The organism is Microbacterium sp. ET2 (genome assembly GCF_030347395.1).
Lineage (GTDB): Bacteria > Actinomycetota > Actinomycetes > Actinomycetales > Microbacteriaceae > Microbacterium > Microbacterium albipurpureum.
Genome location: NZ_CP128170.1, coordinates 719,254 through 731,346, shown reverse-complemented (window position 1 = coordinate 731,346; position 12,093 = coordinate 719,254). Strand labels below are relative to the sequence as shown.

The window sequence follows — 12,093 nt, the reverse complement described above, 5'->3', positions numbered from 1 at the left end:
CTCAGTGGGCGGCCGCGGCGCCCGCGGTCTCGATGTGGCGGCGGGTGACGCGCTTGCGGAACACCCAATAGGTCCAGCCCTGGTACGCCAGGACCAGTGGGAGGAAGATCAGCGCCGCCCACGACATGATCGTGAGGGTGTAATCGGTGCTCGAGGCGTTCTGGATCGTCAGGCTGAAGGCGGGGTCGGTGGACGAGGGCATCACGTTCGGGAACAGCGAGAACCACAGCGTGAGCACAGCGCCCGCGACGGCGCCCACACCGAACGCGAAGGCACGACCCTCGCGGTCCCGAGCACTGGCGAGCACGCCGCCGAGCACGCACGCGGCCGCCACACCGGCGGCGATGAGGGCAGCGGGGAACGCGGGGGCGCCCCCGCCCCAGGCGTCGGCGAGCGTCCAGGTGAGGAAGACGGCCGCGACGGCGAGGGTCACGATTCCGGCGCGGACGGCGAGCCGGCGTGCACCGGCGTGGACCGGTCCATCGGTCTTCAGCGCCACGAACGTCACCCCATGGGTGAAGAAGAGCAGCAGGGTCGTCGCTCCGCCCAGGAGCGCATAGGGGTTCAGCAGATCGAGCAGGGTTCCGGTGAACTCGAAGTCCTGGTCGATCGGCACACCGCGGACGATGTTGGCCACCGCGACACCCCAGAGGAACGCCGGGACTGCCGAACCGATGACGATCATGAGGTCGAAGCGCCGCTTCCAGCGAAGGTCATCGCGCTGGTGACGGTACTCGAACGACACCCCGCGGACGATGAGGGCGAGAAGGATCAGCAGCAGCGGCAGGTAGAAGCCGCTGAACAGCGTCGCGTACCACTCGGGGAAGGCGGCGAACAGGCACGCGCCCGCGACGATGACCCAGGTCTCGTTGAGGTCCCACACCGGTCCGATGGTGTTGATGATCTGGCGGCGGGAGGTCTCGTCGCGGCCGAGGAAGGGCAGCGACATCCCGACGCCGAAGTCGAAGCCATCGAGGACGAAGTAGCCGAGGAAGAGGAAGCCGACGATCCAGAACCACAGGGAGGGAAGATCCATGATGCGCCTTTCGCCTAGTAGACCGTCGTCCGGGTCGCGAGCTCCGCGTCCTCGTCGCCACCGGTGGGAGGGGAGGTGTCCGGACCCTTCTGCGCGGCGCGGAGGATGAGCCCGAACTCCACGACGGCGAGAGTGGCGTAGATGAGCGTGAAGGCGATGAGGGAGATGAGCACCGTCCAGCCGGGGACGTTGGGGGAGACCCCGTCCTCGGTGAGCATCAGCCCGAACACGATCCAGGGCTGACGGCCCATCTCGGTGAAAACCCAGCCGACGAGGCTGCCGAGGAGGGGAAGCGGTGCCGACCAGATCGCGACCTTCCACATCCACCTCGCCACGGGGCGGGTCGCCTTCGTGCGGGTGACCCACAGTCCCGCCACGGCGACGAGGGCGGCGATTCCGCCGAGGGCGATCATCCACCGGAACGACCAGTACGTCACCCACACGATCGGCCGGTAGTCCACGCCGGCGCCGAACTGCTCGGTGTACAGCGCCTGCAGGTCGTTCAGACCCTCGACGCACCCGTCGAGGCTGTGGGTGGACAGCAGCGAGAGGAGGTAGGGCACGCGCAGCGACCAGATCTCCTCCGTCCCATCCGGCGTGCCGATCGAGAAGATCGAGAAGGAGGCGTTCGCACCGCAGGCGGAATCCCACATCGCCTCTGCGGCAGCCATCTTCATCGGCTGGGTCGCGACCATGACCAGGCTCAGCTGATCGCCGCTGACGGCCACGCCGATGAACGAGGCGATGACGAACCACAGGCCGAAGCGCAGCGACGACCGCATGGTGTCGAGGTGCTGCCCGCGGGAGAGGTGCCAGGCCGAGACGGCGACGACGACCGTGCCGGCGAACATCCAGGCGGCGAAGATCGTGTGCGGGAAGGCGGCGAGCACGACGGGGTTGGTCAGCACGGCGCCGATGTCGATCAGCTCGGCGCGGCCCCCGTCGGCGGCGAGCTGATAGCCGACCGGGTTCTGCATGAACGCGTTCGCGGCGAGGATGAAGTACGCCGACAGGGTCGAGCCGAGGACGACCATCCAGATCGAGGCCAGGTGCAGCAGGCGCGGCAGCCGATCCCACCCGAAGATCCACAGCCCGATGAAGGTCGCCTCGAAGAAGAAGGCCATGAGGCCCTCGAAGGCGAGCGGGGCGCCGAAGACGTCGCCGACGAATCTCGAGTAGGCCGACCAGTTCATTCCGAACTGGAATTCCTGCACGATGCCCGTCACCACGCCCATGGCGAAATTGATGAGGAAGATCTTGCCGAACAGGCGCGTGAGGTGCAGCCACTTCACGTTCCCGGTGCGGTGCCACGCGGTCTGGAAGATCGCCACGACGAGCACGAGCCCGAGGGTGAGGGGGACGAAGAGGTAGTGGTACAGGGTCGTGAGCCCGAATTGCCACCGCGCCAGCAGCAGCGGGTCGAGGAGGTCCACGTCAGCTCTCCGATCTTCGAAAGGGGCCTTCGGGACCGAGCGTACGCTGTGGTCTGACCACATCACGGAGGACTGTCTCGACGTCGAGCGGATGTGTCTCGATGTCGAGTGAGACGGGCGGCGTACGGTAGACGGATGAGCGCCTACATCTCGGCGTTCGAGCTGTTCTCCATCGGTGTAGGACCCTCGAGCTCCCACACGGTCGGCCCCATGCGCGCCGCCGGCGACTTCGCTCGACGGCTGCGCGAGGGCGGAGCGCTCGATCGCGTCATCCGGATCTCCTGCACGCTGTTCGGGTCGCTCGGTGCCACCGGTCTCGGTCATGGAACCCCCGATGCGGTGGTCGCGGGGCTGCGGGGATTCGAGCCCGAGACCGTGGATCCGGACGCCGTGCGGGCGGCGTGGGCGCAGTGGCCGACGGGTGCGCTGCTCGAGGTCGACGGGACCCATCCGATCCCGTTCTCGAAAGACGACGTCGTCTTCGCTCCGCGGACGCGCCTGCCCGGTCATCCGAATGCCCTCACCCTCGAGGCGTGGGGTTCGGAAGGCGAGGCTCCGCTGCTGTCGGAGACGTACCTCTCGATCGGCGGGGGGTTCATCCGGCGGGAGGGGGCCGACGGCGAGGTGGCCGCTGCCGCCTTCCCTTTCGCGTTCGCGAGCGCGGCGGAGCTCATCAGCCTCTGCCACGACCACGGCATCACGATCGCCGAGCTCGCGCGGCGCAACGAGGAGGCGCTGCGCTCACCGGACGAGATCGCCGCAGGTCTTGATGCGATCTGGGATGCCATGGCCGGGAGCGTTGCGGCGGGCCTTCACACCGACGGGGTCCTTCCCGGGGTGCTCGGGGTCAAGCGTCGTGCGGCCGCGATCCGCGCGCAGCTCGAAGAGGCGGAGTCCTCCGGGCACCGCGAGCTCCCCGGGGAGTGGCTCGGCGCGTTCGCGCTCGCCGTGAACGAGGAGAACGCCGCCGGCGGTCGCGTCGTCACCGCGCCGACCAACGGTGCTGCGGGAATCCTGCCCGCGGTGGCGATGTACTGGTGGCGATTCCTGTCGGACTCGGGGCTAGGCGTCGGCAACGCCGTCACCCCGTGGGGCGAGCTCGTCGGTAGCGCGCTGCTCGGGTTCGGTGCGGACGGGGCCGTGGCCGCCGGTGCGGCAGTCGATGCCCACGACACGGCGTTCGTCGCCGAGGCGAACCGGCGGCGCGGCATCCGGCGGTTCCTGCTGACGGCGACCGCGCTCGGGTCGCTGTTCAAGGCCAACGCGTCGATCTCGGGGGCCGAGGGCGGGTGCCAGGCCGAGGTGGGCTCGGCGTGCGCGATGGCGGCAGGCGGCCTGACGGCGGTCATGGGCGGCACGACGCGACAGATCGAGAACGCCGCCGAGATCGCCATGGAGCATCACCTGGGCCTGACGTGCGACCCGGTCGGCGGACTGGTGCAGATCCCGTGCATCGAGCGCAACGCGATCGCGGCGTCGACCGCGGTGACGGCGGCGCGCCTGGCGCTGCGCGGCGACGGGTCGCACTTCGTCTCGCTCGACGCGGTGGTCGAGACCATGCGTCAGACCGGCATCGACATGTCGCACAAGTACAAGGAGACGAGCGAGGGCGGCCTCGCGGTCAACGTCATCGAGTGCTGACCCGCGCTCGTCCGTCTCACTGGTTCAGGTGTCGCATATGGCGAGGTTGATCCGCTGAACCTCGCCATTTGCGTCACCTTTGCGCGGCTCCCCGTCACTCAGGTGGCGCGATTGGCAAGGTTGACGCGGCGAAGGTCGCCATCTGTGTCACCGGAACGACGAGCACTCCGGCCTGGTCACCTGTCGCCCGGTCGCCAACCGCGGCGCACGAGCACGTCGTGGAGCCGCCGGACCCCGCTTCCGTTCCGGATGTGGTGCGACGTCACCCGAACCACTTCCCATCCCAGATCGGCGTAGGCGGCATACTTCTCGATGTCGCGATGCCATTGGCGGCGGTCGGTGCGGTGGTGATCCCCCTCGACCTCGACCACCACTCTGAACGCGCGGAAAACCAGCTCGGTGATGCCCACCAGGCGACCTCTCTCGTCGCGGATCTCGACGTCCAGTTCGGGTTGCGGAAGACCCCCGGCCTGGATATCAAGCCTGAATTCGGTTTCCAGCGGCGAGGAGCTGCCGACTCGGATGAGCTGTGCCGCCTCTCGCAGCGATGCGATTCCGAGACGGCGCCCCGCGCCCACCGCACGGTGGAGTTGCGCGATGCTCGCCAGCTGCCGGTGGGGTTGCGGGAATCCGCGCGAGTCGCGGGGAATTCTCACGAGGGCGTCGCCGACCATGATCAGCTCGCGGACGCTCAGCTCGCGTCCGAGCATGGCCCACGTGGACGCCGGGCTGGAGACCGGCAGCCCCTGATGTCGGACGACGGAGACCAGATGGGGTGACACCTTGACACCCTTCACTCCGCGTGCCCGCGGAGCGCGATCCGGCGCGAGCACGCCGACCCTCAGATCAGGACCGTGTGCAAGCGGTGCACCGAACAGCACAGCCGCCGTCCTGCCTGCGAAGAAGGCCGTGGGCGGCATGATGAGCGCATACGCCTCCGCGAGGCGCACAATCCGCTCTCGGTCCGTACGGTCCGTTGCCAATGGGCCGTCGAATTCGGTAGGCGGCTGCCGTGTCGTGCGGACGCCGTGGAAGGGCCGATCCAGATCGCCCGCCCGAAGGCGACTGCGACTCGCTCCCGCCGTGAGCGCCTCGCCGCAGGTGAACGACGGTGCCAGGTCGTCGGGAAGCGGGTCGGGAGTGAAAACCACCCCCTCACGGTGCCCGAGCCTCCACACCGCCGGGCGGGGACGACCGCGATCGGTGGACAACCCGCGGCACCCCCGCCCGGGGGAGGAAGCGACACCCCGACCGGGCGGGACTACGCTCGAAGGATGACTGCGCGGCGAGGGGGCAGCTGAGATGGCGGCCATTCCGGTGACGATCTCACCCACCCGGTCGCGTCCCGACGCGCCGCCCTCCGCCTCCACCCCGGCCGGGTCGATCGGCGATCCGCTCGTCGACACCCACGGCCGGGTGCATCGTGACCTGCGCGTCTCGCTGACCGACCGGTGCTCCCTCCGCTGCACGTACTGCATGCCCGAGCAGGGCAATGAGTGGCTGGCACGCACCAGCATCCTGACCCTCGACGAGATCGAGCGTGTCGCCCGCGTCGCCGCCGCCGACGGGGTCTCGACCTTCCGGCTGACCGGTGGCGAGCCGTTGCTTCGCCGCGATCTGCCCGAGATCGTCGCGCGGCTCGCCGCCCTCCGCGGTCCGGACGGGCCGGTGCAGATCGCGATGACGACCAACGGCATCGGACTGCGCGCCGCGCTTCCGGCCCTCATCGACGCCGGCCTCTCGCGGGTGAACATCTCGCTCGACACGCTCCGCCGCGACCGCTTCCGCGACCTCACCCGCCGCGACCGGCTCGCCGACGTCCTCGACGGAATCGACTCCGCCGCCGCGTCAGCGCTGCGCCCCCTCAAGATCAACGCCGTCGCCATGCGCGATGTCAACGACGACGAGCTGGTCGACCTCGTCGACTTCGCCCTCGCCCATGACGCGCAGCTGCGTTTCATCGAGCAGATGCCTCTCGATGCCGGCCACACCTGGGACCGCCAGCGGATGGTCACTCGTGACGAGATCCTGGCCACGCTCTCGGAGCGCTGGCGTCTGACCCCGGTGCCCGGCCGCGGGGGCGCCCCGGCCGAGCGTTTCCTCCTCGACGGGGGCCCGGCCTCGGTCGGCGTCATCGCCTCGGTGACCGCGCCGTTCTGCGGCGCCTGCGACCGGCTCCGCCTCACCGCTGACGGGCAGTTGCGCAACTGCCTTTTCTCCACCACCGAGTACGACCTGCTCCCGGTCATGCGCGGGCCCGCACCCAGCGACGACGCGATCGATCGGATGCTGCGCTCCTGCGTTCACGGAAAGCTCCCCGGCCACGCCATCAACGACCCGTCGTTCCTCCAGCCCGCGCGCGGCATGAACGCGATCGGCGGCTGAGATGGGACGCATCACCGCGCGCCGACCCGTCACCCGCGTCGCCATCGGCGGGGGAGAGGGGGGAACGGATGCCGTGCGGCGGCGTCCTGACGCGCTCGCCGTGGAGGAGCCCCTCGAGATCCGGGTGCGCGGCACGTCGCTGGCGGTCACCATGCGAACGCCGGGGCACGACGTCGAACTGGCCTCGGGCTTCCTGGTGTCGGAGGGGGTGATCTCCCGCGGAGATCAGTTCCGTTCGGCCATCCACTGCGGCGGCCCCGGAACGGGGCCAGGCTCCGACGGCAACACCTACAACGTGCTCGATGTCTCCCTGGCGCCTGACGTCCCGCCGCTTGACCCGGACCTCGCCCGGAACTTCTACACGACGAGCAGCTGCGGGCTGTGCGGCAAGGCGTCGATCGATGCCGTCCGCACCGTCTCGAGTCATGACATCGCGTTCGACGAGGCCAAGGTGCCGGCGGCGACGCTTTCCGGCTTCCCCGACGAACTGCGCCGGCAGCAGGATGTCTTCGACAAGACCGGCGGTCTCCACGCTGCTGCGCTCTTCGACGCCACGACGGGCGAGGCGCTCGTCGTGCGCGAGGACGTCGGGCGCCACAACGCGGTGGACAAGGTGGTCGGGTGGGCGGTGCTGAACGACCGGCTTCCGCTTGCCGGCACTGTGCTGCAGGTGTCGGGGCGGGCGAGCTTCGAGCTCGTGCAGAAGGCGGTCATGGCCGGAATCCCGATCCTCGCGGCGGTCTCGGCGCCGTCGTCGCTCGCCGTCGAGCTCGCCGAGGATTCGGGCCTGACGCTCGTGGGATTCCTGCGGGGTGCGTCGATGAACATCTACACGCACCCCGACAGGATCCTCCTCGCCGGCTGAAGCCACCGGCTCACTTGTTGCTGAGTTTGTCCTTCACTACTCCCGTCGCCTTATCGATGACATTGGGCTTCGGGTCCGTGCCGAACAGGCGCGGATCGGGCTGAGTGGGCGGCGGCATCGGTGCCGACGTCGTCGGCCCGTCGTGGTAGCTGAACTCGCCCTTGCCGTCCGGCGTCGGGCCCGCGGCCCAGGAACCGTCGGCTGCCGCCGCGCCGTCGGAGAAGTTGAGGTACTGGTAGCTGACGTCCCGGTGCTCCTGCGACAACGGGAAGTTGATCGGCACAGGAAGATCTTCCGTGCCCTCCTCCCGAAGCTCGGCAGCGGCACGCAGCCACTGATTCTGATGCATCGTGTCCCGTGCGAGAAGGAACGACAGCATCTTTCGCACGCCGTGGTCATCGGTCATGTTGTACAGCCGCGCGACCTGGACTCGCCCCTGCATCTCCGCGTTCGCATTCGCGGTGAAGTCGGCGAGGAGGTTCCCACTGGCGGTGATGTAGGACCCCTGCCACGGGTTGCCGTTGCTGTCGACGGGTCGCGCCCCGGCACCGGCGACGATGGCGTGCTGCACGTCCATCCCACCGAGCACCGCCCCGAGGACCGGGTCGGACGCGGCGGCGGCCTCGGACTGCTCGACCGGCGCCTTCTCCAGCAGCTGGGCGATCATGATGGCGAGCATCTCGACATGGCCGAACTCCTCCGCGCCGATCCCGTAGAGCAGATCGCGGTACTTCCCGGGAAGGTGGCTGTTCCACGCCTGGAAGCCGTACTGCATGGCGACGGTGATCTCGCCGTATTGTCCGCCCAGCACCTCCTGGAGCCTCCGGGCGTACACCGCGTCCGGCTTGTCAGGCGTGGATTCGAACTGCAGTTCTTGACGATGGAAGAACATCTCTCGTGCCCCTTTCGGTCAGGTCCGGGCGACGCTAGGTGCCCCGGGTACCCGCCGTCGTCGGGGTTGACAGGCGCCGCCGATGCTGGGATCGCACGCGCGGGATGCTAGTCCGTTCCGCGGTGATGGCAACCCCCGTGTGCGGCGCGCGGGGCATGGGCAGGGTGGGAGGTCGACCTGCGAGGAGACGCCATGAGAGCCATGACCTATCGCGGCCCGTACAAGATGCGGGTCGAAGAGAAGCCGGAGCCGAAGATCGAGCATCCACAGGATGCGATCGTGAAGGTCGAGCTCGCGGCCATCTGCGGTTCCGACCTGCACCTGTACCACGGCATGATGCCCGACACGAGGATCGGACACACCTTCGGCCACGAGTTCATCGGCACGGTGCACGAGGTCGGCCCGGGAGTGGAGACCCTCCGGGTCGGCGACCGCGTCATGGTGCCGTTCAACATCTACTGCGGCTCCTGCTTCTTCTGCGCGCGGGGGCTGTTCTCGAACTGCCACAACGTCAACGCCAACGCCACCGCCGTCGGCGGCATCTACGGCTACTCCCACACCGCGGGCGGCTACGACGGCGGCCAGGCGGAACTCGTTCGGGTTCCCTTCGCCGACGTCGGCCCCTGGGTGATCCCCTCCGATCTGCATGACGAGGACGCCCTCCTCCTCACCGACGCCTACTCGACCGGATACTTCGGCGCACAGCTGGCGGACATCGTCGAAGGCGACACCGCCGTGGTGTTCGGCGCCGGGCCCGTCGGCCTGGCAGCCGCTCACTCGGCGTGGCTCATGGGGGCGGGGCGGGTGATCGTCGTGGATCACCTCGACTACCGGCTCGACAAGGCCCGTTCGTATGCGAAGGCCGAGACGGTCAATTTCGGACAGGTGAACGACATCGTCCTGACCCTGAAGAAGATGACGGGCGGTCTCGGTGCCGATGTGGCCATAGACGCCGTCGGGGCGGAAGCGGACGGACATGTTCTGCAGCACATCACGGCGGCCAAACTGAAGCTGCAGGGCGGCTCACCGGTCGCCCTCAACTGGGCTGTCGACGCCGTCCGCAAGGCGGGCACGGTGTCGGTGATGGGCGCCTACGGGCCGCTCTTCAGCGCGGTCAAGTTCGGTGACGCGATGAACAAGGGGCTGACCCTGCGGATGAACCAGGCTCCGGTCGCGCGCCAGTGGCCCCGCTTGATCGAGCACATCCGGTCGGGCTTCATCGCCCCGCGCGACCTCATCACCCACCGGTTCCCGCTCGAGGACATCGCCGAGGCCTATCACGTGTTCTCTGCGAAGCTCGACGGCTGTATCAAGACCGTCGTGCACATCTGACCATCTCGCGACCGTCCGAACCAGGAGAAGCAATGCCTTACACCGCCGCCAAGCCCGGAACACGGCCCACGTCCGAAGAGCTCCGCGGGAGAGTTCCCGGCTGGGGCGCCGACCTCGACCCGGCCGATCGGCCGGCCTTCCCCCGCGAGGTGCCCGGTATCGAAACCGGAGCGCGGTGGGAGCTGCCCGATCAGCAGCCCGTCGACGGGTACCGCGAGCGCTCCGTGGAGCACGAGCGGCTCACGCCGGTCTTCGGTACGGCGCAACCGCTGCACGGCCCCGCCGGGGCGCTGCGCCGCTTCGCCTACGAACGCTTCAGCGAGGGACAGACGGCGCATTGGCTTCTGCTGGTGCTGGGCGACCGGGTGGATGCGGCCACCGCGCACATCCGGTCGTTCGCGAGCCTTCGTCCCGACGACCCGATCACGCAGTCGGGGGTTCTGGGTGAGCGTGGCCGGAGCCCCGTCGCATCCCGCACGCGTCCCGGGCGGTCGGACGGCAAGCACGCCTGGCTCGATCCGATCCTCGTGGTCGGGCCGTGGGTGCTCGCGGGTCTGCTGACATTCCGGCTGGCACGCGGCCTGATCCGCCGCGCGCGTTGAGGCACGGAGGTCAGACGGTCAGAGGAACGGATATGCCTCGTAGACGGAGTCGGCCGGCAGCGGACTGAAGAAGATCGCCTCGAAGCGGGCGCTTCCGCCGTCGGCCGGCAGGCGCTCGATGTAGGTCGAGGTGCCTCCGATGATCGTTCCGCCCGGGTCCCGGGCGACGACGGTGACCCCCACGAACTCCTGATCCACCGGGAACTGCCCGGTGACGGTGCCGGAGACCTCGGTGACGTAGTCGTCGCCGCCGGCTGTGAGTTCGCCGACCGCGAACTCACCGGCCCCGGTCGAGGGCTCGGTCACCGCGACGGCCGGGTCGGGACCGATGACCTCGAGTGAGGTGATCTGGTTCGCGCCGACCTCGTAGAACGACCCGGACACGGCGACCTGACCGGGAAGCATTGTGATGTAGTCGGTCGAGCTGTCGAGGATCGTGCCGGAGGCGTCGACCGCCTCGGTGGTGATCTCACCGAACTCGAAGACGGCGTCGGGGTTGGGATTGTCGACGATCACGACGTACCACCACAGTTCGGGATCCAGGGTGTCCTGGCCGAATGCCGTCTCGAGGATCTGGACGGGTTCGGCCGAGGTGACCGGTTCACCGCCACCGGGGGAGAACGGGTCGGTAACGCCGTCATCGATCGTCTCGAAGGTCGAGATCGTCGCGAACAGCGCCGCCACGACCGTCACCACGATCGCCATGATGCCGCCCACCACCGAGATGATGAGCGCGGTGATGCTCAAGCCCTTGCCACCCTGGGATTTCAGCGCGAGCGCGATGATGGCCATCACCAGCGCGGCGAGAAGGATCGGCGCGGAGAGCCATCCGAGGAACGGGATGAAGGCGATGAGCAGCCCGACGATCGACGCGACTAGCGCGATGATCGCGAGAACCTTGGGGCGGGTGTCGGGTCCCCCCGGCGAGGACGGCCCTCCCGGATAGGCGATGCCGGGCTGGGCGTACGGCGGCAGCGGGGCCCCCGGATAGGAGGGTGGTGCCGCGTACTGCCCCGCGGGCGGGGCGTACTGTGCGGCAGGCGGCGCGTAGTGACCCGCCGGAGGTGCGTAGGAGCCCGCGGGCGGAGGGTCGGCAGGCTGCTGCCCGTCTGCGGGAGCAGGGTTCTGGTCGGACATCGCTTCCTCTCCATGCGACGGACGCGTCGTCGCCGCCGGTACACAGTAGCGAGGTCGGCCGACACGGCCCAACCCCGGATTTGCCGGCCCACAGACATGACGAGAGCGGATGCCGCCCCCACGGCATCCGCTCTCGTGCTGCGCTGTCAGCGCTTGGGCTTGCGGTTCTCCGCGCTCACCATCCACGACAGCTGTTCCACGCGCTCCAGAACCCCGTGAAGGATGTCGGCGCTCGTGGGGTCTTCCTCATCGACGGGGTCGTGCACTTCGCGGACGGTGCCGGCGACGGCGTCGAGACGTTCGGTCATCAGGTCGATCACCTCGGTGGTGGCGATCTCGCCCTGCGGGAACTCCGGCAGGGTGGTCGTTTCGGCGACCGTGTCGCTGCGACCGTCAGGCAGGGCGTGCAGCGCCCTCATCCGCTCGGCGATGTCGTCGGCGAACTCGCGCGCCGCGTCGATGATCTCGTCGAGCTGGAGGTGGGTGTCGCGGAAGTTCGTCCCGACGACGTTCCAGTGGGCCTGCTTGCCCTGCAGGGAGAGTTCGATCAGATCGACCAGGACACGCTGCAGGCTGTCGCTGAGCGTCTCCGACGCCTGGAAGCCCTTCTCGGCGTTCTGCTCGTCGGTGAGTTCGGCGCCGCGCGACGGCCGCCGCTTGTTGCGGGTGGCGGGAGAGGCTTTGTCGGTCGTGGTGGCCACGGAACGCTCCTATCGGTCGGGGTGGATTCGACGATAGGCGAGCGACAGATTCGGTGGGAGAGCTTGCAC

11 protein-coding genes are annotated in these 12,093 nt (G+C 68.9%); 5 read left to right on the top strand and 6 right to left on the bottom strand.

The window, feature by feature from the left end:
- Position 1: 1 nt before the first annotated feature.
- Positions 2 to 1,036: a cytochrome d ubiquinol oxidase subunit II gene (gene cydB, locus QSU92_RS03600; RefSeq protein ID WP_289264826.1), complete on the bottom strand. Its 1,035-nt coding sequence runs from the start codon at positions 1,034 to 1,036 to the stop codon at positions 2 to 4.
- Between the two features lie 14 nt (positions 1,037 to 1,050).
- Positions 1,051 to 2,469 carry a cytochrome ubiquinol oxidase subunit I gene (locus tag QSU92_RS03595; protein ID WP_289264825.1) on the bottom strand — a complete coding sequence of 473 codons (1,419 nt, stop codon included), beginning with the start codon at positions 2,467 to 2,469 and terminating at the stop codon, positions 1,051 to 1,053.
- A 135-nt stretch (positions 2,470 to 2,604) separates the two neighbouring features.
- Between QSU92_RS03595 and QSU92_RS03590 the strand changes: the two genes are divergently transcribed.
- A complete protein-coding gene (locus QSU92_RS03590; RefSeq protein WP_289264824.1) occupies positions 2,605 to 4,110 on the top strand; it encodes an L-serine ammonia-lyase, iron-sulfur-dependent, subunit alpha in 1,506 nt (501 codons plus the stop codon).
- 176 nt (positions 4,111 to 4,286) lie between these two features.
- Here the strand turns inward: QSU92_RS03590 and QSU92_RS03585 are convergent, their stop codons facing one another.
- Positions 4,287 to 4,892 carry a hypothetical protein gene (locus tag QSU92_RS03585; protein WP_289264823.1) on the bottom strand — a complete coding sequence of 202 codons (606 nt, stop codon included), beginning with the start codon at positions 4,890 to 4,892 and terminating at the stop codon, positions 4,287 to 4,289.
- Positions 4,893 to 5,412: 520 nt separating this feature from the next.
- Here QSU92_RS03585 and moaA point away from each other — a divergent pair.
- Both moaA and fdhD read left to right on the top strand, forming a co-directional pair.
- On the top strand, positions 5,413 to 6,495 hold the full coding sequence (gene moaA / locus QSU92_RS03580; protein ID WP_289264822.1) for a GTP 3',8-cyclase MoaA: 1,083 nt from the start codon (positions 5,413 to 5,415) through the stop codon (positions 6,493 to 6,495).
- A 1-nt stretch (position 6,496) separates the two neighbouring features.
- The gene (fdhD, locus tag QSU92_RS03575; RefSeq protein WP_289264821.1) at positions 6,497 to 7,360 is read left to right on the top strand and encodes a formate dehydrogenase accessory sulfurtransferase FdhD; all 864 of its coding nucleotides are present in this window, start codon (positions 6,497 to 6,499) and stop codon (positions 7,358 to 7,360) included.
- A gap of 10 nt (positions 7,361 to 7,370) precedes the next feature.
- On the opposite strand, the gene QSU92_RS03570 is transcribed toward fdhD, so the two are convergent.
- Entirely contained in the window at positions 7,371 to 8,252 is an 882-nt protein-coding gene (locus QSU92_RS03570; RefSeq protein ID WP_289264820.1) for a manganese catalase, read from the bottom strand.
- 192 nt (positions 8,253 to 8,444) lie between these two features.
- On the opposite strand from QSU92_RS03570, the gene QSU92_RS03565 reads away from it, so the two are divergent.
- A complete protein-coding gene (locus QSU92_RS03565) occupies positions 8,445 to 9,584 on the top strand; it encodes a zinc-dependent alcohol dehydrogenase (protein WP_289264819.1) in 1,140 nt (379 codons plus the stop codon).
- Positions 9,585 to 9,616: 32 nt separating this feature from the next.
- The gene (locus QSU92_RS03560) at positions 9,617 to 10,186 is read left to right on the top strand and encodes a hypothetical protein (RefSeq protein WP_289264818.1); all 570 of its coding nucleotides are present in this window, start codon (positions 9,617 to 9,619) and stop codon (positions 10,184 to 10,186) included.
- 18 nt (positions 10,187 to 10,204) lie between these two features.
- On the opposite strand, the gene QSU92_RS03555 is transcribed toward QSU92_RS03560, so the two are convergent.
- Together QSU92_RS03555 and QSU92_RS03550 are read right to left on the bottom strand one after the other, a co-directional pair.
- Complete coding sequence (locus QSU92_RS03555; protein ID WP_289264817.1) at positions 10,205 to 11,323, bottom strand: DUF4190 domain-containing protein; 1,119 nt, start codon at positions 11,321 to 11,323, stop codon at positions 10,205 to 10,207.
- Between the two features lie 146 nt (positions 11,324 to 11,469).
- Positions 11,470 to 12,024, bottom strand: a complete 555-nt coding sequence (locus tag QSU92_RS03550) for a Dps family protein (protein WP_289264816.1) — start codon at positions 12,022 to 12,024, stop codon at positions 11,470 to 11,472.
- Between the last annotated feature and the right edge of the window lie 69 nt (positions 12,025 to 12,093).